General features: G+C 74.8%; 14 protein-coding genes. 6 read left to right on the top strand and 8 right to left on the bottom strand.

The genetic code is table 11. The features are described 5' to 3' along the window. Position 1: 1 nt before the first annotated feature. The 4 genes from NQZ70_RS18110 to NQZ70_RS18095 form a co-directional block, all read right to left on the bottom strand. Positions 2 to 787 (bottom strand): cytochrome c biogenesis protein, encoded by a 786-nt coding sequence (locus NQZ70_RS18110; RefSeq protein ID WP_129575332.1) that lies wholly within the window; start codon positions 785 to 787, stop codon positions 2 to 4. A 118-nt stretch (positions 788 to 905) separates the two neighbouring features. Next, complete coding sequence (locus NQZ70_RS18105; protein ID WP_129575331.1) at positions 906 to 2,297, bottom strand: TolC family protein; 1,392 nt, start codon at positions 2,295 to 2,297, stop codon at positions 906 to 908. 63 nt (positions 2,298 to 2,360) lie between these two features. Next, positions 2,361 to 3,959, bottom strand: coding sequence for a sigma-54 dependent transcriptional regulator (locus NQZ70_RS18100; RefSeq protein ID WP_129575330.1), 1,599 nt, complete (start codon positions 3,957 to 3,959; stop codon positions 2,361 to 2,363). Between the two features lie 22 nt (positions 3,960 to 3,981). Then, on the bottom strand, positions 3,982 to 5,127 hold the full coding sequence (locus NQZ70_RS18095) for a diguanylate cyclase (RefSeq protein WP_129575329.1): 1,146 nt from the start codon (positions 5,125 to 5,127) through the stop codon (positions 3,982 to 3,984). Between the two features lie 179 nt (positions 5,128 to 5,306). Here NQZ70_RS18095 and NQZ70_RS18090 point away from each other — a divergent pair, with 179 nt between their 5' ends. Beyond that, the gene (locus tag NQZ70_RS18090; RefSeq protein ID WP_129575328.1) at positions 5,307 to 6,281 is read left to right on the top strand and encodes a COX15/CtaA family protein; all 975 of its coding nucleotides are present in this window, start codon (positions 5,307 to 5,309) and stop codon (positions 6,279 to 6,281) included. Between the two features lie 12 nt (positions 6,282 to 6,293). On the opposite strand, the gene NQZ70_RS18085 is transcribed toward NQZ70_RS18090, so the two are convergent. After that, positions 6,294 to 6,986 (bottom strand): hypothetical protein, encoded by a 693-nt coding sequence (locus tag NQZ70_RS18085; protein WP_129575327.1) that lies wholly within the window; start codon positions 6,984 to 6,986, stop codon positions 6,294 to 6,296. Between the two features lie 61 nt (positions 6,987 to 7,047). Between NQZ70_RS18085 and NQZ70_RS18080 the strand changes: the two genes are divergently transcribed. Continuing rightward, on the top strand, positions 7,048 to 7,623 hold the full coding sequence (locus NQZ70_RS18080) for a DUF99 family protein (RefSeq protein ID WP_129575326.1): 576 nt from the start codon (positions 7,048 to 7,050) through the stop codon (positions 7,621 to 7,623). Between the two features lie 9 nt (positions 7,624 to 7,632). Here NQZ70_RS18080 and NQZ70_RS18075 read toward each other — a convergent pair whose 3' ends face one another. Beyond that, the gene (locus tag NQZ70_RS18075; protein WP_129575325.1) at positions 7,633 to 8,709 is read right to left on the bottom strand and encodes a hypothetical protein; all 1,077 of its coding nucleotides are present in this window, start codon (positions 8,707 to 8,709) and stop codon (positions 7,633 to 7,635) included. Positions 8,710 to 9,344: 635 nt separating this feature from the next. On the opposite strand from NQZ70_RS18075, the gene NQZ70_RS18070 reads away from it, so the two are divergent. The 4 genes from NQZ70_RS18070 to NQZ70_RS18055 all read left to right on the top strand — a co-directional run bounded on the left by NQZ70_RS18070 (position 9,345) and on the right by NQZ70_RS18055 (position 18,495). Next, positions 9,345 to 9,914 carry a polymer-forming cytoskeletal protein gene (locus NQZ70_RS18070; protein ID WP_237245395.1) on the top strand — a complete coding sequence of 190 codons (570 nt, stop codon included), beginning with the start codon at positions 9,345 to 9,347 and terminating at the stop codon, positions 9,912 to 9,914. A gap of 168 nt (positions 9,915 to 10,082) precedes the next feature. Then, positions 10,083 to 10,916 (top strand): SRPBCC family protein, encoded by an 834-nt coding sequence (locus tag NQZ70_RS18065; RefSeq protein ID WP_129575324.1) that lies wholly within the window; start codon positions 10,083 to 10,085, stop codon positions 10,914 to 10,916. A gap of 476 nt (positions 10,917 to 11,392) precedes the next feature. After that, the gene (locus NQZ70_RS18060; RefSeq protein WP_129575323.1) at positions 11,393 to 14,524 is read left to right on the top strand and encodes a PD-(D/E)XK nuclease family protein; all 3,132 of its coding nucleotides are present in this window, start codon (positions 11,393 to 11,395) and stop codon (positions 14,522 to 14,524) included. Further along, positions 14,521 to 18,495 (top strand): UvrD-helicase domain-containing protein, encoded by a 3,975-nt coding sequence (locus tag NQZ70_RS18055; RefSeq protein ID WP_129575322.1) that lies wholly within the window; start codon positions 14,521 to 14,523, stop codon positions 18,493 to 18,495. Before NQZ70_RS18060 ends, NQZ70_RS18055 begins: the two co-directional genes overlap by 4 nt. Positions 18,496 to 18,543: 48 nt before the next feature. On the opposite strand, the gene NQZ70_RS18050 is transcribed toward NQZ70_RS18055, so the two are convergent. Together NQZ70_RS18050 and lon are read right to left on the bottom strand one after the other, a co-directional pair. Then, entirely contained in the window at positions 18,544 to 19,332 is a 789-nt protein-coding gene (locus tag NQZ70_RS18050) for an SDR family oxidoreductase (RefSeq protein WP_129575321.1), read from the bottom strand. Positions 19,333 to 19,598: 266 nt separating this feature from the next. Continuing rightward, on the bottom strand, positions 19,599 to 22,013 hold the full coding sequence (gene lon / locus NQZ70_RS18045) for an endopeptidase La (protein ID WP_129575320.1): 2,415 nt from the start codon (positions 22,011 to 22,013) through the stop codon (positions 19,599 to 19,601). Between the last annotated feature and the right edge of the window lie 49 nt (positions 22,014 to 22,062).

Genomic DNA, 22,062 nt, shown 5'->3' with positions numbered 1-22,062 from the left:
GTCAGTCCTCTCCGATACCGACTTCGAGGGCCTCTTGCTCGATCTCCGCGAGCCGCGCGGACGCGAGATCGACGCGGAGGCGCGCCCACAGGAGCGCGAGGGAGAGCAGGGTGAACGAGAGGAAGCCGAAGCCGAGCGCCAGCTTCATGTCGGGGTGCCCGAGGCCACCGCCCTTGCCCGTGATGACCGTGGGGTGGTTGCCGCCCCACATCTTCACCGAATAATGGATGATCGGCAGGTTGGCCGCGCCGAGGACGCCGAGGGCCGCGGCGAACTTGCGCTCGGCGTCGCTGTCGCCCGTGAAGGCGCGGAGCACGACATAGGCGATGTAGATAAGGACGCTGAGGAGCGAGGTCGTCAGGCGCGGGTCCCACGTCCAGTACACGCCCCACGCCTTGGCGGCCCACAGCGGGCCGGTGATGAGGACGATCAGCCCCATCGCCACGGCGACCTGCGCGCCGGCCTTCGCCAGCGAGTCCCACCACTGCGTGCCGCGCGCGAGGTAGCCGGCCGAGCCGATGAAGCAGGCGGTGGCGCCGAGGTACATCGCGTAGCCGGCCGGGGCGTGGAAGTAGAAGATCTTCTGCACGACCCCCATCGAGGCCTCCGTCGGCACGACGTAGGCGACGAAATGGAGCGTCCCGATGATGGCGAGGGCCGACGCGGCGAGCAGGACCGAGAACGCGATGCTGGAGGCGCCCGACGCGCCGCCCGCGCCGCGCCCCGCCGCATCCCCGCTCGCTGCCAAAGCCCCCCTGCGCGGCGCCCGCTCGTCGTTGGCTCCCATGTGCTGGCGCGCCACCGTAGTGCCAAGGACGGTCGCGTTCAAGCCGCGGTGAAGGTCGGACGGGGGCGGCGAGGCGCCGGCGAGGCAGCCCACGCGCTCAGCGCGGCCGCCCCCTCGGTCAGCTGCCGTCCGGAGCGATCGCGTCCCAGCCGGTCGCTTTCGCGAGGCGCGACATCGCCATGTCGAGCTCCATCGTCGCGTTCAGCTGGTTGAAGCGGTTCGTGGCGTACGCCTTGGCTGGATCAATCAGGTCCTTCTCCGCCATCGTCCCGACGTCGATTCCTTGCTGGACCATCACGAGCCAGCGCTTCCCGTACTTGGCCGCCTTCGTGTAGGCGTCGAGACGCTTCTGGGCCTCCACGACCTCGGCGTAGGCGGTCTCGACCTCGGTCGCGACCCCGCCCATGGCGAAGCGCTGCGTCGCGGCCATCTCCTCGAGCTGCGCCTCGGCGAAGCGGATGCGCGCCGATTGGGGGAGCAGGTCGAGCTTCCACTGCAGCACGAGCGCGGCGCCGTAGTGGAAGTAGTTGCCGGGGTCGCTGGTGAACGGGTTCAGCTGATCCGCGACCTCGGGCGCGGCGCTCACGCCGGCCTGCAGCCCGATGCCGATGTCGGGGAACAGCTGCGCGCGCGCGAGCCGCACCTGCGCGGACCTCGCGTCGAGGCCCGCGCGCGCCTGCGCGAGCTCCGGCCGGTACAGGCGCGCCGCGGTCAGGTAACGGCTGACGTGCCCGAGCCGGTGCTTCGGCGGGCGGATCGGGACGTCGGGGATGTCGAGCTCCGGGACGCCCGTGTAGAAGCGCAGCCCGGCCAGCGCGACCGAGATGTACTTCTCGACCTCGGCCCCGCGCGCCTCGAGCTCGGCCCCGAAGGTCTGCAGCTTGAGCAGCTCGATCGGATCGCCCTCCTCGCGCTCGACCTGCTCCTCCAGGCGCCGGAGCGCCTTGTCCATCTCGGTCCGCACGTCCGTGAGCAGGCTCCGCGAGTCGCGCGCGAGCTGGAGGCCGAAGTAGGCCTTGCGGACGTCGAGCCGCACCGCGTCCCGCTCCTTCTCCACGCTCGCCTGGTTCACGCGGACGTTCGCCTCGGCGGCGTCCCAGAGGCTCGTGATCTTCCCGAAGGTCCAGAGCGGCACCACCCCGTCGATGTTCGCGCGCCAGGCGACCCCGAGGCTCGAGGTGAGCGAGACGTCGGTGTTCGGGCTGAAGATGTTGTTGCCGCGGACGGTCGGCGCGAGCGCGACGCCGCCGGTCAGCTTGAACTGCGAGAACGGGGCGTAGTGGGCCTCGTCGAGCTGCGCGCGGACCTGGCTCAGCTTCGCGCGGGCGGCGAGGACGTGAGGGTGGTTGCGGTCGGCGAGCGCCAGCACGCGCGGGAGATCGAGGACAACCGCCGCCTGCCGCCGGGGAGCGCCGCCGGTATCGGCAGCGGCGACGGGGAGCGGGGCGAGCCGGACCGCGAGGGAGACGGCGGCGGCGACAAGAGCACCTCGTGCAGCGCGTCGGGCCATTTTCGGCGCAACGTAGCACGAGCCGGCCACGCGCTTGCGCGGCGCGCTCTGCCGCCGCGCGCGTCAGCCCGCGCCGCCCCTGCGCGGCGGCGCCGCCGTCTCCGCGCCGTCCCCGTCCTCCTCCCCCGGGCCTTCCCCCTCCCCGGCGCCGTCTCCCTCCCCTGGGCCTTCCCCCTCCCCGGCGCCGTCTCCCTCCCCTGGGCCTTCCCCCTCCGCTGCCGCGTCCCCCACCGCCGCCTCGTCCCCTCGCGACGCGACCTTTTTCTTGAGCCTCCGGAAATTCGAGCGATCCATGCCCGCCTGCCGCGCCGCCTCGCTGAGGTTGTTGCCGGTGCGCTGCAGCAGGCGCCCGATGTAGATCCGATCGAACGCCTCGATGGCGCGCTCCTTGGCCTCCGCGTACGGGAGCTCGCAGAGCTGCGCGGGCAGGACGAGCGCGTCCCTCGGAGGGCGCCGATCCGGCCCGGCGCGCCCCGACACCGCCGGCGGCAGATCCGCGGGCAGGATCGCGTCGCCGCGCGCGGAGAGGACGGCGTGCTCGATCGCGCTCTCGAGCTCGCCGGCGTTGCCCGGCCAGGCGTGCTCGCGCAGGAGGCGCGCCGCCTCGGGGCCGATCCGCGCGACGCCGCGCCCGTGCCGGCGCGCGCACCGCTGCAGGAAGTGGCTCGCGAGCAGCGCGATGTCCTCCCGGCGCCGGCGGAGCGGCGGCAGCTCGATGACGATGACGCCGAGGCGGTAGAGGAGGTCCTCCCGGAACTCGCCGGCGGCGGCGCGCGCCCTCAGGTCGGCGCACGTCGACGCGATGACGCGGACGTCGGCCCGGCGCGGCTCGCCCGCCGCCCCGGCGGCCCCCGCCCCGGCGACCTCGCCGTGCGTGAGGACCCGCAGCAGCCTGGCCTGGGCCGCGAGCGGCAGCGCCGAGACCTCGTCGAGGAAGAGCGTGCCCCCGTCCGCGGCGTCGATCAGGCCCCCGCCGACGCCCCCGTCCGGCGAGGCGCCGCGGCCCTCGCCGAAGAGCTCCTCCTCGGCGCGCGGCGCCGGGAGCGCGCTGCAGTCGACCGCGACGAACCGCCGCCCGGCGCGCGGCCCGCGCCGGTGGACGGCGCGCGCGACGAGCTCCTTGCCCGTGCCGCGCTCGCCCACGAGCAGGAGGGGCGCGGCCACGGACGCCACGCCGAGCGCCCTCCGGTAGGCGTCCTGCATCGCGACGGAGCTCGCGATCACCTCGCCGAGCAGCTCGTGCTCGCCGACGCGCTCCTCGAGGGCCCGCGCGCGGGCTTCGAGCCGCCGGCGCTCGATCGCGCGCTCGACGGCGATCGAGAGCGCGGCCTCGGGCTCGACCGGCTTCGTCACGAAGGCGTACGCGCCGGCGCGCACGGCCGCGACCGCGGCGTCGAGCTCGGCGTGGCCGGCCATCACCACGACCTCGACGTCGGGGTGCGCCGCCTTGATCTGCTCGAGCACCTCGGCGCCGCTCATGCGCGGCATGGCGAGGTCGAGCAGCACCGCCTCGACGCGGGTGGTCGCGAGCAGCCCGAGCGCCGCGGGGCCGTCCTCCGCGGTGAGGACGTCGAAGTCGCGCACGAGCGCGCGCGCGAGGTTGCGGCGCTGGGCCGGCTCGTCGTCGACGAGGAGGATGCGGGCGCGAGCTCGAGCGTTCACGAGGCGGAGCGGCGGGGCGGGACTAGAGCGGCTTGCGCGGGGGGAGATCGGTGCCCCGGCGCGTCTGCGGCTCCCTCGGCTCGTCCTGGGCCGCGGCGAAGGCGGGATCGCTGGACTTCCGGAGCTTGGGCGGCGGCGGGGGCGGCGGGGGCGGCGGCTCGGCGCTCCCCGTCGGCGTGTAGATCTGGCCGTGCTGCTGGAAGACGCAGATCCGGTTGCCGCCCTCGCGCTTCGCCTGGTGGAGCGCGCTCTCGGCGGCGCGGATCAGCGCGTCCTTGGAGCGGACGTCGCGCGAGGGGTAGAGCGAGACGCCGATCGACACGCTGCAGGGCCGCGAGGCGCCGCCGAACTCGACCGGGTTGCCGGACGCCTCGCGCCAGATCCGCTCGGCCACGGTCAGCGAGCCGGCGAAGTGCGTGCTCGGCAGGACGATGAGGAACTCCTCGCCGCCGTAGCGCGCGACCACGTCGACCTCCCGGACCGAGCGGCGGATCCCGTCGGCCACGCGCCGGATCACCGCGTCGCCGAGCGTGCGCCCGCCGATCTCGTTCATCGCCTTCAGCCGATCGATGTCGACGAGCACGCAGGCGAACGGCTCGTGGTAGCGCTCCGCGCGCTTGAACTCCTCGTTGAGCCGCGTGAAGAGGTAGCGGTAGTTGTAGAGCCCCGTCATCTCGTCGTGGATGGAGAGCTGCTCCAGGTAAGCGCGCTGCGCCGCGACGTGGTCGTGCAGCCGCTTGATCCGGAGCATCGCCCCGACGCGCGCGAGGAGCTCCTCCTCCTCGAACGGCTTGCACACGTAGTCGTCGGCGCCGATCTTGAGCCCCTCGACCCGGCTCGCCGTGTCGGCCTTCACCGTGACGAGGACGACGGGGAGGAACGACTCGGCGGTCATGCTCTTCAGCAGCCGGCACGCCTCGAGGCCGGTGAGCCGGGGCATCACGATGTCGAGGAGCGCGAGGTCGACCCCGCCGCGCCCGATGAGCTCGATCGCCTCCTGACCGTCGTCGACCGCCTCGACCTGGAAGCCGGCCTTGTGGAGGATGCTCACCAGCATCTGGCGCGCGAGGCGGTCGTCGTCGGCGACCACGATTCTCGCCGGTCGGCTGCTCAGGAGCTCGGCCGGCACAGAGAGCGGCGCGCCTCGGATGTCCTCGCTGTTCGGCACGGGCACATCCTCCCTTCGGGCGGGGCCGGGCGCAACGAGATCGCACGACAGCGGAAGCCCGCGCGCCGCCGGTCGCGCGGGCCGGTCGCCGGCGCGGCGCCGGCCGCCGCAGGGGGCGCGCGCGCGTTCCCGCTCGCGCGCGGGCTGCCGTCGCGCTGGTTTCGCGGTAAGGACCCCGCATGAATCAGGCGCGGTTCTGGAAGCTCGCGGCGCTCGCGCTGGCCTTCACGCTCGGCGTGATCCTGTGGGGCGCGTTCGTGCGCGCGACCGGCTCGGGGGCCGGCTGCGGCAGCCACTGGCCGACGTGCAACGGCGACGTCATCCCCCGCTCTCCGAGCGCGGCGACCTTCATCGAGTTCACGCACCGCGCCACCTCGGGCGTCGCCTTCCTGCTCGTGGCCCTGCAGCTCGTCTGGGCCCTGGTCGCCTATCCGGCGGGGCACCCGGTGCGCGGCGGCGCGGCGGCGTCGATGCTGTTCATGGTGACCGAGGCGGCGGTCGGCGCCGGCATCGTCCTGCTCGAGTACGTCGCCCACGACGCGTCGGCGGCCCGCGCGCTCTGGATGGCGGTGCACCTCATCAACACGTTCCTGCTCGTGGGCGCCATGACGTGCACGCTCTACTGGGCGCGCGGCGGCCGAAGGGTGCGCCTGCGCGGCCAGGGCGCGACGGGCGCGCTGCTCGCCGCCGCGCTCGCGGGCGTCCTCACGGTCGGCGTGACCGGGGCGATCGCGGCGCTCGGCGACACCCTCTTCGCTGCGGGCTCGCTCCGCGAGGGCTTCGCGCAGGACTTCTCGCCCGCGGCGCACTTCCTGGTGTCGCTGCGCGTCCTGCACCCGGTCGTGGCGGCGGTCGTGAGCGTCTACCTGCTCTACGCCCGCGGCGCGATCGCGGCCCGGCGCCCCTCGCCGCTGGTCGAGCGACTCTCCGCGGCGACCGGAGGGCTCGTGCTGCTGCAGATCGTCGCCGGGGTCGTCAACCTGCTCCTGCTCGCGCCGGTGTGGATGCAGCTCGTCCACCTCCTGCTCGCCGACGCGCTGTGGATGGTCCTCGTCACGCTCGCGGCCGCCGCGCTGAGCGAGGAGGTCCCGGCGCCGGACGCGGGCCCGCGCGGTGAGAAGGCGCGGCCGGAGGCGGTCGCCACGCCGGGGTAGGCCGGCAGAGCGCTAGAGCTCGTCCGAGCTCCCGTCGCCCTGCTCGGATTCTCGCGAGATCGTGCGGCGGACCGCGCGCTGCCGCGTCTCCCCGGACTGGGCCGCGGCGCTCTGCGCGGGGATGAACGCGGGGAAGTCGACCTGGAGCACCATCCCCTGGTCGGTCTCGATCACGCGGTAGGTCGCGTCGGCCTGCGCGCGCAGCTCGATCACCATGTCGAGATCGTTGCCCTGGTCGACGAGCTGCACCTGGGTCACCGGGGTCGCGAAGAACGAGGTGACGAGCGGGAAGCGGTTCGTCTGGATCGCCCCCGCCCCCTTCATCCGGTAGACGAGGCGCCCCGCGGCCTTCGACTCGGCGACGTCGACCTTGCCGCCGTGGATCTGCACGAACACGCGCGAGCCCCCGGTCGGGAGCATCCGGAAGCCGGGGAAGGTGGCGACCGGCCGCCCGGTGAGATCGGCCTGCGCGTCCTTCGGCTTCGGCTTGCGCGCGCGGGCGGCGCGCTGCCGGGCGGGCTGCGCCGCGCCGGCGCTCTGGCCGCGCGGGCTGCCGGCCGCCGCCTTCTGCGGGGCGGCGTTCGCGGGCGCCGGCGCGGCCTTCGGGGCGGCCGGGGCGGCGGGCGCGCCCTGCGCGAGGGCGAGCGGCGAGGCGAGGCCGAGGGCCAGCGAGAGGCTCAGCGAGAGATGCCGGGGAGGTCGCACGCTACCAAGTACAGCACGTGCGCCTGGCCCGGAAAAGACGGCAGCGCGTTAAGCTCGGCGCGTGCCGCCCCGCGTCGCCCGCCTCTCCCACGTCATCGGCGTCGACGACGCGCCGTTCGCCCGCGATCACCGCGGCGACGTGCCGGTGGTCGGGGCCGTCTTCGCGGGGCTGCGCCTCGAGGGGGTGCTCTCCACCCGCGCCCGCCGCGACGGGCGGAACGCCACCCCGGCGATCGCCGCGATGATCCGCGGCTCCCGCTTCTATGCGCAGGCGCAGGTGGTCCTGCTCCAGGGCATCGCGGTGGCGGGGTTCAACGTGGTCGACATCGCGGCGCTGCGCGACGCCCTCGCCCTCCCGGTCGTGGTGGTGGCGCGGCGCCTCCCGAACCTCGACGCGATCCGCGACGCGTTGCTCTCGCGCGTGCGGGGCGGGCGCCGCAAGTGGGCGCTCATCGAGCGCGCCGGGCCGATGGAGCCCGTCGGGGGCGTGTACGTGCAGCGCGCCGGGATCTCGCCGGAGGACACGAGCGCGCTGCTCGCGCGGCTCTCCGTGCACGGCCACCTCCCCGAGCCGCTGCGCGCCGCGCACCTCATCGCCGGCGGGCTGACCACCGGCGAGAGCCGCGGGCGCGCATGACGCGCGGGGCTACAGCTGGAGGCGGCTCGCGGCGCTGGCGGTGCCCGGCGCCTCGACCTTCTTCCCGCGACCGGTCACCTTCGAGTAGATGACGTCGAGGTTGGCGGTGATGTCGAGGTAGAACTGCGCTGTGGGGCTGTAGAAGAAGCTCCTGCGCCTGCCGTCGAGGCCGAGCTGGAGGTTCGTGTTGTTGTATCCGAGCGTGAGGTCGACGACCTCGAAGATCGGGTAGTTCAGGCTGACGTCGAAGGCCGTCTGGGGCACGTACGTGGGCCCTTGAGAGCCCTCGTAGGGGGCGCAGCCGGTCGACGTCTCGGCGCATCCCCCCTCGAACTCGTGCTTGAAGTCGCTGAGCAGGGCGAAGCTCGTCCCCAGGGAGAGGTCCTGGTAGAGCGGCAGGTCGACCTGGAGGCTCGTGGCCAGACGATCCGTCGCCAGCGACGTGCCGGTCAGCTGGTCGTCGGGCGCCACCTCGCCGCTCGGGGTCATCCTCTGTCGCCCGAGGCCCTCCCTCACCGGCGTGTACGAATCCGAGAACAGGTGGGAGTAGCTCACGCCGAGCGTCGCCGTCACGTGGTTGAGCCCGTCGGCCTTCGCGCCGAGGAGCTTGATCTTCTGGATGAGCTGCGGGCCGACCGATACGGTGAAGTACTTGCCGGAGTTCCAGCTCGTCGGGGAGGTCGGCAGGATCAGGCGCAGCCGCATGGCGGCGTCGGTCTTGTACTCGCCGCGGTCCGCGCCGCCGCTCTCCCAGAGCTCGCGGCTGTACCGGCCGTTGAGCGCGATGTCCTTGAACTGCGGCTCCCGGTAGGTCGTCGTGATGTCGCTGTTCGTGAGCTCGGTGACCCAGCCGATCTCGGCGGACACCGACACCTTGTCCTTCGGCCGGTCGAGCACGTAGAAGTTCGGCCGGAGGGTGAAGTCCCAGCCGTAGACCTGGTCGGCCGGGATGTACTCCCCGCCGACGCCGAACAGGGTCGTGCTGCCGCCCTGGTTCCAGGTGAACGTCGACCCGCGCCAGCGCAGGGTCGTCTCCTCCTCCTCTTCGAGCACGGCGTCGGCCGCGGTGCCCTGGCTCCACCGCACCGCGGGCGATGTGATCGGCCCTGGCTCCGGTCCCGGGGTCTGCGCGGGCGACGGCGGCTCCGCCGGAGGCGGCGGCTCTGCCGGAGGCGCCGGCTCCGCGGGCTGAGCAGCAACGGCAGGGGCAGCAGCGGGAGCACCGGGCGCGGCAGCGGCACCGGGCGCGGCAGCGGCACCGGGCGCGGCAGGGGTACCGGGAGCGGGCGCGGACGCTTCCGGGGCAGCCGGCACGGGAGCAGTCGGCTGAGCTTGCCCGGCGGGCGGAGCCGGATCGGGTGGCGGAGCTTTCGGCGGCTCGGGCGGCGTTTGCGCGGACGCCACCGAGATGCTGCCCAGGACACCGGCAGCCACAAGCAACGAACGGAACGTCATCTGCACTCCCTCTCCTGGTCGCTTCCGACCCTCACGCTCCACCGCGCGCTCGGCCAGACGTCCGCCCGCGCTCCGCACGCCCCCCGGCCCCAACGCGCCGGGAACCCTGCTCGAGCCGCGCTCTTTGCAGAAAACGTACCCCGCCGCAATTCGCCAATAAGTATGCGAAACTATTAAACATTTATGGCCACCGCCGCGCGCGCGTTACCGCGCTGACGCGCGCCGCCGTTGCGAATGTGACGATGGCTGAAGTAAGCCAACGAGCCATGGACCCGATGTCCTTCCCGGGCGACAGGGACTCGCCCCTCTCGTCGCGATCCCCCGGAGGCCCCCGCGGCGACGACGCAGGGGGCCACCGGCCCACCGAGATCAACGCCCTCCTGGGCCGCGGCACGCACTTCGAGGGCAAGCTCTTCTTCGAGGGCCGGGTGCGCATCGACGGCAGCTTCCGCGGCGAGATCCGCGGCGAAGACGTGCTCGTCATCGGCGAGGGGGCGCTCGTGATCGGAGAGATCCACGTGGTCACCTGCATCGTCACCGGCGGCGAGGTCCAGGCGAGCATCCGCGCCCGCGACGCCATCGAGCTCTACGCGCCCTCCAAGGTGACCGGCGCGCTGCACGCGCCCGCCATCTTCATCGATCGCGGCGTGCAATTCGACGGGTCGTGCAAGATGGCCCCGCTCGAAGACGACGCTGGCGAGCGGCCTCTGCGGCCGCCCGCGGCGTCCTCCGAGCCCGACGCCGATGTCGCCGGACAAGGCGCGAAGACCGCCGAGGACAGCGGCGGCGTCGCGCAGCGCGGCTCGACCGCGAAGCGCTCCGACGCCGATCGCTGAATTCCGACCTCCGCCGAAGACAGCACATTTTCTGTAGCGTGCAGGGGTGCGGCTGCCCGCTCAGCGAGTTACATCTATCGAGCGGCCGCGCTCTCGCCGCCCGAGGCGCACGCCCGCGACGTGGCCGGTAGCCACACGCCGACGGACGCTGATCGCACAGGAGAGTCCATGAAGAAGTGGTGGTCCCTGTCCCTGATCGCCTTCTCGCTCGCCGTCCTCGCCCTCTCGCTCTCGCCACGCGCGGCCCGCGCCGCCGACGCCGAGTCCGAGAAGCTCGCGTCGCTCGGCAAAGCGCTCCGGTACACGCTGAAGACCACCGGGCCGGCCTCCACGATCGACACAGGGGGCGCGGCGATCCTCATCAAGGCGCCCCTGCCGGCCGTCCGGAAGATCGTCACCTCCTACGGTAGCTACAAGTCGTTCATCACCTCCTTTGACCAGAGCCGCGTGCTCGCGAAGCGCAAGGGCACGAGCGAGGTCTATCTCCAGGTGCCGATCCTGAACGGCGCCGCGCACATCTGGACCGTCGCCGACATGTCGCCGCCCACGAAGGACGGCGCCGACGAGGTGATCTCCGGGCGCCACAAGCGCGGCAATGTCGCCGATTTCCGCGCCCGGTGGCGGCTCCGCGCGGTCGACGAGCACCACACGATCCTGAAGCTCGAGCTCTTCGTGGACCCGAAGCTCCCCTTCCCGCCCGCGGCCGTCACCACGCAGCTCGCCCGGGCGGCCGACAAGGCGGTGACCGCCGTCCGGAATCGCGCGCAGGCCGAGGCGCCCGCCAGCGCGCGGGCGAGCACCACCGCCGCCGCCGTCCCCGGCGCACCCGACAGCGCCACCCCGAGCGCGCCCGCGACCGCGACGGGCGGCGCCGATCCGGCCGCACAAGCCAGCGAACAGAGCCGCACGAAGGCGGCGCCGGCCCCGTCCGAGGTCGCGTCCGAGATGCCGCCGGCCGAGGACGACAGCGTGCGTCGCCACAAGGACATGGCGCGCCGGTAGCTATCCCCTCCATCATCGGTTGGGCGCCTCCCGACAGAGCGCCCCAGCCAGCCTTCCCCTCAGCCGCTGTCGAGATCGCTCGCGACGCACATCGTGAAGCGCTGTCGCGCCGGTGCGCCGCCGCGGACCGCTGAGCCTGTTGATAACCGGAGAGCGCCCCGGGCGTGCCCTCTTGCCGCCCGGCCGCTTGCAATTCCGCAGGATTGCAGGCGATCGCCGCCCGGACCGCCCGCGGCTCTCAACCGGCTTTTCAACACGCCTTCCGATCTTCCCACAAGAATTCCCACATTCCGCGGGAGTTTTTCAACAACCCACGCGCCCGGCGGAGGTTGCGAGGGGACGGATGCATGAAGTAAAGGCTCTGCGGTGAGGTATCCCTTGCCGGACGAGCATCCACGCGCACCGGCGCCCTCCCAGCGTCCTGCCGCGCCGGGCGCCTGCGCCTCCCAGGAGCGGCACCTGGCCGTCTCGCGGCGGTGATCAGGACGTCGCTCCTCATCGTCCCGACCGAGCGGCACGTCGAGCGCGAGCTGGCCGCGCTCGACCCGCGCGCCGCGGGCCAGGAGGTGCGCTCGCGGTGGAGCTTCGTGTCCGAGGCGCTCGCCCTGCTGGCGCCGGACGTCGCCGTCGCGAGCCCGCAGGCGACCCGCCTGGCCACCCGGCTCGCCCTCGACGCGCTTCCGCCGGACCGGCTCAGGCAGCCGGCCGAGCCCGCCGCGCGCGTCGCGCTCGCGCTCGCCCTGGACCGCGCCCTCGGGAGCTTCCGGCGCGCCGGGACGTCCCCGGCAGACCTGCGGGCGCTCGGCACCGGGTACGCGGTCGCCGTCGCCGAGGTCCTCGAGCGCTCGGACGCTGCCCTGCGGGCGGCGCGCCTCGTGGACCCGCGCGGCGCAGGGTTCCTGCTCGGCCGGGCGCTCCGGTCCGCGGGCGCGGCGGGCGCGCTGCCGCTGCCGCGCAGGGTCACGATCCGCGGCGCCGTCGCCTGGGAGCCCGACGATCTCGCCTGGGTCGAGGCGCTCCACGCCGCCGTCCGCGCCTCCGGCGGCGCGGGCGTGACGGTCGAGCTGCCCGCGCTGCAGGGCGACGGCGCGGCGGCGGTCGCCGACGTCCTGGAGCGGCGCTGGGCCTCGCTCGACGACGCGCCGGAGATCGCGTGGGTGCCCGACCGGGAGGCGGAGCCGCTCGCGGCGATCGCCGCGAAGACCGCGGAGGGCGAGGCGCGCGCCGCCGCCGCCGAGGTGGCCGCCGCGCTCGGGCGCGGGGTGCCTCCCGAGCGGATCGCCGTCGTGGTACCCGCGCTCGACGACGCCGCGCTCGAGCCGCTCCGGGCCGCGCTGGCCGACGCGGGCGTCCGCTTCTCCGAGCCGCGCGGCCGCGCCGCGGCGAGCTGCCCCGACGGGCGCGTCGCGCTCGCGATCCTCCGCCTCGCCGTGGGCCCGGTGCGCCGCGAGCAGGCGATCGAGATCCTCCGCGCGCCCGGGGTCCACGCCGGCGCCTGGGTGGACCGCGCGTCCGCCGCCGAGGCAGAGAAGCGCTCGGCCGACCTCGCCCACCGGCTGCGCGACGTGCCGGTCGAGGTGGATCGCACGGGCCGGCTGCTCATCGAGAGCCTGATCTCGGTCGTGGCCGCCCGCCGCGCAGACCGCCGCGCGGGGCCGCCGCGGGCCGCGGGGCGCGACGCGCGGATCGAGGAGGCGGAGCTCGATCTGGGCCTTTCGGCGCTGCGCCGCGCGGGCGACGCGCACGGCGACGACGACGAGGCGTGGATGCCGCACGCGCTCGAGCGGCTGCTCGCCAGCGCCCGCTGGATCGGCGAGGCGACGACGCGGCCCGAGATCGTGCGGCGCTTCGTGTCGCTCCTCGACAAGCTGAGCTTCGGGGAGCCCGGCGTCGACGAGCTCCGCGCGGCGCTGCGCGGGGAGCGGCGGAGCGGCGGCGCGATCGCGCTCGAGGCGCTGGGCGCGATGGGCCAGGGCGCGCGGGCCGCGCGCGCGATCCGCGAGCAGGCCGAGGCGCTCGCGCGGGCGGCGCGCGATCTCGGCTGCGAGGACCGCCCCGCCAGCGCGGCGGAGGTCTACGCGGAGCTCGAGCGGGCCGCCGCCGAGCAGGGCGCGGGGCCGCGCGGCGACGCGGGCCGCGCCGGCGCGGTGCGCGTCGACGTCGCCGCCGGGCTCGCGGCGCTCGATCACGACGTGGTGGTGGTGACCGGGCTCGACGCGCGCGCCTACGGCGGCAGCCCCGGGGCGGACGAGACCCTGCTCGGCGAGGCGCTCCGCGCGAGGCTGCCGGCGCCGAGCCGCCCCGCGTCGGGGCGCGAGCGCCAGGCGGCCCAGCGCGCGGAGCTCGGCTGGGCGCTCGCCGGCGCGCGCCGCGTCGCCGTCTGCTTCACGCGCGGGGACGACAGCGAGCCGAACGAGCCGCACCCGGTCTTCGCGGCGGCCGTCGCGGCCGGCGCTCCCCGGCGGACGGAGCCCGCCTCGCGCGTTGCGCCGGACGCGGCGGCGCTCGGGCCACGCGACGCGGAGCTCATCGCCCTCGCGGGCGGCGGGCGGCCGGCGCCGGACATCGCGGAGCGGGTCCGGATCGAGCGCGCCCGCGCGGACTTCTTCCTGGATCCGCGGGCGCCGATCGATCGCTACACGGGGCGGATCCTGCTCGACGAGGATCCCGCGCTGGCCGCGCAGCTCCGGGCGGCGATCGGCGGGGCGCACCCGAACCGGCCGATCGCGGTCACCCACATCGAGCGCGCCGTGGGCTGCGCGTTCGCGGCGTTCGCGCGCCGCGTGCTGCAGGTGCGCCGCGCGGAGGACCTCGCGGAGTCGGCCGACGCGCGGGAGCGCGGCACGCTGATCCACCGCGCGCTGCAGGCGTCGTTCGAGGCGCTGCGCGAGCTCGGCCCGGACCGCGATCCGGCCGAGCAGCTCTCGGCCGCGCGCGCGGCGGCCGAGGCGGCGCTCGGCGTGTCGACGCCCATGGCGCCGCTCCGCCGCGAGGCGGTCGAGAAGGCGATCGCGGACGTGATGGAGGTCGTGGTGCGCGCCGTCGACGGCGAGGAGTCGTCGCCGGAGCTCCGCTTCTTCCTGGCCGAGCGGCGCTTCGGCGCGGGGGAGCCGCCCCCCTGGCAGCCGCTCGAGCTGCCGCCGTCGGACGACGACGCGGAGGGCGCGGCGGGCGCGCCGAGCCTGTGGGTCGACGGCCAGATCGACCGGATCGATCGGTCGACCGATCAGCGCGTGGTGCGGGTGGTCGACTACAAGACCGGCAAGCTCCCGGACGCGAAGGAGCGGCGGCGGGCGCTCCAGCTGCCGCTGTACAGCGCCATCGCGGCGCGCGCGCTGGGCGCGGAGGAGGTGCGCGCCGTCTACATCGGCGTGCGCCAGCGCGGGCTCATCGAGCTGTGGCCGGGCAAGGTCGAGGAGCAGCGCGCGCTCGCCGAGGGCTGGGCCGAGGCCGCGCGCGCGGCGCGGGCGGCGGTCGTCGCGCTCTGGGAGGGCAAGGCCGCGCCGCGGCCGGCGGTGGCGACGATGTGCGCGCGCTGCGACGCGCGCGACGTGTGCCGGCGCCCCGCGGTCGTGCCGACGGACGAGGCGGCGGAGGAGGTCGCGTGAGCGCGGCGCCGCACGAGGCGGAGCTCGCGGAGGGCGACGCGCTCATCTACGCGTTCCGCCGCAACGTCGTGGTCGCCGCGAGCGCCGGCACCGGCAAGACCCACCGCCTCACGGCGCTCTACGTGCTGCTCACGCTCGGCCTCACCTCCGTCGGCCAGCCCGACGCCGCGACCGCCGCGCCGCCGGTGCCGCCGGACCGCATCGTCGCGACGACGTTCTCGCGCGCGGCGGCGCGCGAGATCGCCCACCGCATCGAGCGATCGCTCCGGGAGATCGCCCGCTGGGACGGCGAGTCGAGCATCCCCTTCGCCGACATCCTCCGCGCGCGGCAGGCGGCCGTCGCCGGTCCGCCCGGCGCGGGCGGCGGCGCGGCGCTGCCGCTCCCCGAGCTGCGCAAGCGCGCGGAGGACGCGCTCGCCCGCCTCCCGGCGGCGCGCGTCGACACGCTCCACGGCGTCGCCAAGCAGATCGTCGACCGGCACGCCATCGCGATGGGGCTCTCGCCCTCCGCCCGGATCCTCGACGAGGAGGAGGCGCAGGCGCTGAGCGACCTCGCGGTCGACGAGGCGCTGAGCCGGGCGTTCGCGGAGGGGGGCGAGCGCGCCGAGGCCGCGCGCGCGCTCGTCGCCGCGACGGGCGGCGTGGAGGGCGCGCGGAGCGAGGTCACGCGGCTGCTCGACCGGCTCGACGAGGACGGCCTCGCGCCGCGCCGGCTCGCGGTGTCCGACCACGCCGCCGAGGCCCGCGCGCTCGCGCGGGAGCTGCGCCGCCTGGCGGCCGAGAGCGCCGCGCTCGGCGGCGCGGCGTTCCGCGAGCCGGCGGCGGCGCTCGTCGCGGCGCTCGGCCGCGAGGGCGACGGCGCGCCGTTCCCCGCGAGCGCGGCGAGCGCCCCGCTGATCGAGCTGCTCACGCAGCGCAGGCCGCACAAGAGCAAGTGCACGCCGGCGGACGAGGCGCTGCTCGCCTTCCGGGAGGCGCTGCCGGGCGAGACGAACCGCGACAAGGCGCTGCAGCTGCTCGGCTTCCTCCGCGAGGCGCCGGCGCTGTCGCGCCGCGAGGCGCAGATCGTCGAGCTGCTGGAGGAGATCCGCGAGCGGCTCGCGGCCATCCGCCGCACCGAGGGCGGCCTCGGGTTCGGGGACCTCCTGCGCGCCGCCCGCGACGGCCTGCGCGACGACCCGGCGATCGGCGAGGCGGTCCGCGGGTCGGTCGACGTGCTGCTCGTCGACGAGTTCCAGGACACGAGCGCGGTGCAGCGCGATCTCGTGTACCTCCTGCGCGAGCGGGACGACGCGGCGCTGGCGCGCCCGGCCGGCGTCGCCCCGACGGCGGCCGGCCTGTGGGGCCACGGGCTGTTCCTGGTCGGCGATCGCAAGCAGTCGATCTACGGGTTCCGCGGGGCCGACGTGTCGATCTTCTGCCGCGTCTGCGCGGAGCTCGCGGGCGCCGCCGCGGGCCGCGCGCTCGAGCTCTCGCCCTCGCTGTGGTCGGCCGAGCCGAGCGCCGATTTCGTCGCGCTCCGCGAGAGCCGCCGGTCGACGCCCGAGCTGCTCGCGTTCATCAACGCGTTCTCGGCGCGCGATTTCGCCCAGGATCGCGCCGCCGGGGCGCGCGACGGCGGGGCGGGCGCGCCGCGCGACTTCGAGATCGCCTACAGCGCGGCGGAGCACCTCGTCGCGGCGCCGGGCGGGGCCGCGAGCGGCCCGACGCAGGTCGCGCTCGTCGACGACGACGGCAGCGCCCCGGACGGGGTCGACGCCCTCGTACGGGACGCGCGGGGGCAGCTGCGCGAGGCGCTGATCGCGGCCGCGTACATCGCGCGGCGCGTCCGCGGCGCCGCCGCAGGTGGTGGGGCGGCGGAGGGCGCCGGCGGCGATCTGCGCTTCCGCGACGTCGCCGTGCTCGCCCGGCGCCGGAGCACCATCCCGCTGGTCGAGCTCGCCCTCGCGCGGCTAGAGATCCCGTACGTGGTGGCGGGCCGGGCGCTCTTCGATGCGCCGGAGGTGCGCGATGTTGCCGCGATCCTCCGCCTGCTGCTCGATCCGCGCGACCTCCTGGCGCTCGCGACGGTCCTCCGCGGCCCGGCGGTGGCGCTCTCCGACACGGCGCTCGCGGTCCTCGCGCCGCCGGGCCGCGGGCTCACCGTCCCGCTGCTCGGCCGCTGGTCGAGCGCCGCGCTGGCGCCGGGGGGCCGGACGGCGGGGCCGGAGGACGAGGGGCCCGGCGGCGCGCGCGCCCTCCCCGCGCTCGCGCGGCTCTCCACGGCGGATCGCGAGCGGCTCGAGGCGTTCCGCGCCCGCTTCGCCGGCCTGCGCGGCGCGGCGCTCCGCTCGACGCCCGGTGAGGCGATCCGCGCCGCGATCTCCGCCTTCGATCTCGACCGCGTCCTCGCCGCGCTCCCCCGCGCCCAGGCCCGGCTCGGCAACGTCGACCGGCTGATCTCGATCGCTCGCCGCCGGGGCGGCTCGCTCGCGAGCTTCGTCCGCTGGCTCGATCGCCGGATCCGCGACGAGGCGGACGAGCCCGAGGCCGCCGTCTTCTCGCCCGAGGACGACGCCGTGCGGCTCACGACGATCCACGCCAGCAAGGGGCTGGATTTCCCGGCCGTGGTGCTCCTGGATCTCAACGCGGAGCCCCGCGCAGATCAGCCCGGCCTGAGCTACGTCCCCGCCGCGGGGGATCGCCCCGCCGCGCTGCTCGTGCGCCATCACGCGCGGCGCGTCGACCGGACGTCGCGGCTCGGCGCGCTCTACGACGTCGAGGCGTCGGCGCACGGCCCGCTGTTGCCCCTCAGCACGCCCGCGCTCCAGGCGGCGCGCGCCGAGGTGCGGGCGCGGGAGCGGGCCGAGCGGCAGCGGCTCACGTACGTCGCGATCACCCGCGCCAAGCGCGAGCTGGTGCTCGTCGGCACTTCGGCCAAGCCGCGGAGCGGCTCGGCGTGGCTCACGCTGAAGGGGCCGAGCGCCGAGGACGCCGCGCCGCTCGCCGGCGCGATCGGCGCGACGCTCGAGGCTCGCTCGCTCCTCGCGGAGGCCAGGCCGCCTGCGCCCGGCACCGACGCGTACGCGCGCGCCGCGCCGGTCCCCCGGGCCGCGCCGGCCGCGGAGCCTGCGCGGGCGCGGACCGTGCTGATCGCGGCCGCCTCGCTCGCGGCGTTCCAGGGGTGCGCGCGCCGCTTTCGGCTGCGGCACCTCCTCGGGATCGGCGAGCCCGCCGGCGAGGGCCAGCTCGGCCTGTTCGACGTCGAGGGCCCGCCGGAGCAGCCGGGCGAGGAGCGCGTCGAGCTCGAGGACGGCGCGGATCCTCGCCCGCCCGGCCGCGCCGCGCACCGGGTGCTCCAGCGCTGGCCGCGCGCGCGCTGGGGAGAGCCGACCGAGGCCGCGGACGTGGTCGCGCGGCTCGCCTTCGAGGGGCTCGCGCCCCACGGCCCGGACGCGCTGCGCACCGCCGAGGGCATCGCCCGCTTCCTGGGCGGGCCCTACGCGCGGCAGGCGCGCGCCGAGGAGGCGGCGCTCCTGCGGGAGGAGGCGCTCGTGCTCGACGTCGAGCCCCAGGGCGCCGGAGAGCGGCGCGGGGCGCGGCTCGCGCTGTCGCTCGCGATCGATCTGGTGGTCTTGCATCCGGGCGGGCTGGTCGACGTCATCGAGGTCAAGCGCGCGCGACCCCGGGCGGATCTCGCGCCCTACGAGCTCCGCCTGCGGGCGTACGCGCTCGCGTTGCGGAGGCGCCATCCGGATCGCCCGGTCCGCGCTGGCGTGCTGTTCCTCGGCGCCGAGGTGGAGCCCGTGTGGCTCGAGGGGTCGGGCCCGATGGGGGCGATCGCCGACGAGGAGCACGCGCGGTTCGAGCGCGAGCTCGCCCGGCTCGCCGAGCGCTTCTCCGAGGCGGCGGCGGAGGGCCGCTTCGACGGCGTCCCGATCGAGGCGTGCCGCAGGCTGCGCTGCGGGTTCGTACGGGCGTGCCACGGCTAGCCTCGTCGCCGGGGCGCGGCGCCGCGCTCCCGGCCTCGGCCGCGCGGCTCACCAGTGCGCGGGCGCCTTGTCGCGGAACACGCCCCCTTGCGGGCCGCCGTTCGGCAGCAGCGCGAGCCACACCGGCGTCTCGGCCCCTTCTTCCACGGACCGCGGCGCCTGCGCGCCGCCCATGTCCGTGCGCACCCAGCCCGGGCACGCCGCGTTGCAGAGGATCTTGCGCCGGTCTCCCTCGAGCTCCCTCGCGAGGACGCCCGTGAGCGCGTTGAGCCCGATCTTCGACACCGCGTAGGCCGACGACGGCCACCCTTCTGCCGTGTGCCTCCCCGCGCTCACGTCGCTGACGAATTTGCGCATGAGCTGGACGAGCTCCTCGCGCGTCAGCGCTGCCTTCCCTAGCTGCTCCTGGAGCGGCTTGGAGACGCTGCGTCGATCGCCGAGCCCGCTGGTCACCATGACGATCCTCCCCTCCGCCCGCATCAGCGGGAGGAGCTCGCTGGTCAGCCGGAGCGGTCCGAAGAAATTGACCTCGATGGTGGTGCGCGCGACCTCGGCGTCGAAGCCCTGCATCGCGATGCCCGCGTTGTTGACGACGATGTCGACCCCGCCGTGCTCGGCCGCGAGCGCGCGTGCGAGCTCCTTGACGCTCCGCTCCTCCGACACGTCGAGGCGCCGCGGCTCCACGGAGACCCCCTGCTCCTTGAGCGCGGCTGCCGCCGCGTTCCCGCGGCCCTCGTCCCTGCTCCCGAGCACGACGTGGACGCCGCGGCGCGAGAGCTGCCGGCAAATCTCGAGCCCGATCCCCCGATTTCCGCCCGAAACCACCGCGATCTGCATCGGTCGAGTATACCGCCCCCGCGAGCCCAGAAGTCCCGTTCCCGACGATCTCGACGAGCAAGCTCGACCCAAAACCGTAGGCCCCCGGCGAGGGTGTTCTCGGCGCGGGGCGGGGTGGGGGATGGGCCGATGTCTGAGCCTGAGAGTTGAGCCATCCGGCTTGCCGGATGGTTCAACTCTCAGGCGAGTTCGGCGGGGCCCCCACCCCGCCCCGCGCCGAGAACACCCTCGCCGGGGGCCGGGCGGCCCACGCACGGGCCTCTCGTTTACGCCCCCGCCTGCTCCTCGATCTCGTCCGCCGACGCGCTCTGCGTCGACGCGCGCCGCGGCGGCTCCAGCACGAGCGGCAGGATCTCCTCCATCGAGGACACCATCGTGATCTTGACCTGGTCCTTCACGTCCTGCGGCACATCCTCGAGATCCCGCCGGTTCTTCGCCGGGATGAGCACGTGCCGGATGCCGGCCCGGTGCGCCGCCAGGAGCTTCTCCTTGATGCCGCCGACCGGCATCACCCGCCCGCGCAGCGAGATCTCCCCCGTCATCGCGACGTCGCTGCGCACCGGCGCGCCGAGCAGCAGCGACGCCACCGCGGCGAACATCGTCACCCCGGCGCTCGGCCCGTCCTTCGGCGTGCCGTGCTGCGGGATGTGCACGTGCAGATCGATCTCCTTCAGCCACTCCGGATCGAGGTGCAGCCGATCGGCCTTGCTGCGCACGAAGCTCACCGCCGTGCTCGCCGACTCCTGCATCACGTTCCGCATGTTGCCGGTGAGCACCACGTTGCCCTTGCCCGGCATCTTCGTCGCCTCGATGAAGAGGATCTCGCCACCCGCCGGCGTCCACGCGAGGCCGGTCGCCACCCCGGGCTGGAGCGTCCGCTCGGCGAGCTCGGGCCGGTGCTTGTGCGGGCCGAGCACCTGCTCCACGTGCTCGGGCGTCGCCACCTCGCGCACGTCGTGGCCCTCGGCGACCTTCACCGCCGTGGCGCGGCACACCGCCGCGATCTGCCGCTCCAGGCCGCGCACCCCCGCCTCGCGCGTGTAGTGGTCGATGACCGACGCGATGCCCGGCTCGGTGAACTCCAGCCGCTCGTCGGTCAGCCCGTGCGCCGACAGCTGCTTCGGCACCAGGAACTCCCGCGCGATCCCGAGCTTGTCGGTCCGCGTGTAGCCGGGCACCTCGATGACCTCCATGCGGTCCACGAGCGGCCCCGGGATGCCGTCCCAGTTGTTCGCCGTCGCGAGGAACATCACCTGCGACAGATCGAACGGCAGGTCGAGGTAGTGATCCTGGAACGTCGAGTTCTGCTCGGGATCGAGCACCTCGAGGAGCGCCGCCGCCGGATCGCCGCGCAGATCGACGCCCATCTTGTCGACCTCGTCGAGCACCAGCACCGGGTTCTTCGTCCCCGCCTTCTTGAGCGCCTGCAGGATGCGCCCGGGCAGCGCGCCGACGTACGTGCGCCGGTGCCCGCGGATCTCCGCCTCGTCGCGCACGCCGCCGAGCGCGATGCGCTCGTAGCGCCGGCCCATGCTGCGCGCGATCGACTTGCCGAGCGACGTCTTGCCGACGCCGGGCGGCCCGATGAAGAGCAGGATCGGCCCCTTCTTGTCCGAGCGGAGCTGCCGGATCGCCGAGTACTCGACGATCCGCTTCTTCACCTTCTCCAGCCCGAGGTGATCCTCGTCGAGGCAGCGCCGCACGCTCTCGACGCTGAGCTTGTCCACCGTCGTCTTGGACCACGGCAGATCCGCGATCCACTCGAGGTAGGTCTTGGTCACGTTGAACTCGGCCGACTGCTGCGCCATCGAGCGCAGCCGGCTGAGCTGCTTGCGCACGACCTTGTCGACCTCCGCCGGCACCTTGGCGCGGCGGATGCGCTCGCGGAGCTCCTCGATCTCGTCGTCGTCGCCGCCCTCGCCGAGCTCCTCCTTGATCGACTTCATCTGCTGCCGGAGGATGTACTCGCGCTGCGACTTGCCCATCTCCTCCTGGACCATCGAGGAGATCTCCTTCTTGACCCGCAGCACCTCGAGCTGCCGCCCGACCATCGCGAGCACGAGGCGGACGCGCGCCTTCACGTCGAACGCCTCGAGGATCTCCTGCTTGTCGCCGACCGATGCCTGCGCCTGCGGGAAGTTCGAGGCGATGAGATCCGCGAGCGCGCCGGGCTCGCGCACGTTGTCGAGGATGCCGGCGGTGTCGCGCGGCAGGTTCGGCATGAGGCCGAGCACCTCGCGCGTCGCCTCGCGCAGGCCCGCGCCGAGCGCCTCGAGCTCCACGTCGCGCACGAGCGACTCCGGGATGCGCTCGATCCGCGCGCGCATGTACGGCTCGAGCGAGAACGCCGCCTTCACGCGGAAGCGGCCGAGCCCGTTCAGCACGACCGAGTAGTTGTTCGGGCCGAGCCGGATTACCTTCACGACGCGCGCGATGGTCCCGACGGAGTAGAGCTCCTTGAACGTCGGCTCGTCCACGTCCGGCGACCGCTGGCTGATCACGCCGACCAGCGCGCGCTCGCGGCCGAGGAGATCCTCGACGAGGCGCACGCTCCGCGGCCGGCCGACGTTGATCGGCACGACCGACATGGGGAACAGGACCGAGTTGCGGAGCGGGAGGATCGGGACGCTGTCGGCGTCGGGCGAGGGGGGCGTTCGCGAAGGAGGATCGCCGGTCGGCATGCCGACAACCCTAGTACAGCGCTCTTCTCGAAGCCATGAGCGGGCGCGC

It is taken from the genome of Sorangium sp. So ce836, from assembly GCF_028553905.1.
GTDB lineage: Bacteria > Myxococcota_A > Polyangia > Polyangiales > Polyangiaceae > Sorangium > Sorangium cellulosum_D.
This window is presented reverse-complemented; position numbering and strand designations above follow the sequence as displayed.

Bases quoted from the DNA above. Each gene is read 5' to 3' on its own strand.
- NQZ70_RS18110 (WP_129575332.1), bottom strand. From the start codon at position 787: ATGGGAGCCAACGACGAGCGGGCGCCGCGCAGGGGGGCTTTGGCAGCG.
- NQZ70_RS18105 (WP_129575331.1), bottom strand. From the start codon at position 2,297: ATGGCCCGACGCGCTGCACGAGGTGCTCTTGTCGCCGCCGCCGTCTCC.
- NQZ70_RS18090 (WP_129575328.1), top strand. From the start codon at position 5,307: ATGAATCAGGCGCGGTTCTGGAAGCTCGCGGCGCTCGCGCTGGCCTTC.
- NQZ70_RS18070 (WP_237245395.1), top strand. From the start codon at position 9,345: ATGGACCCGATGTCCTTCCCGGGCGACAGGGACTCGCCCCTCTCGTCG.
- NQZ70_RS18065 (WP_129575324.1), top strand. From the start codon at position 10,083: ATGAAGAAGTGGTGGTCCCTGTCCCTGATCGCCTTCTCGCTCGCCGTC.
- NQZ70_RS18050 (WP_129575321.1), bottom strand. From the start codon at position 19,332: ATGCAGATCGCGGTGGTTTCGGGCGGAAATCGGGGGATCGGGCTCGAG.
- lon (WP_129575320.1), bottom strand. From the start codon at position 22,013: ATGCCGACCGGCGATCCTCCTTCGCGAACGCCCCCCTCGCCCGACGCC.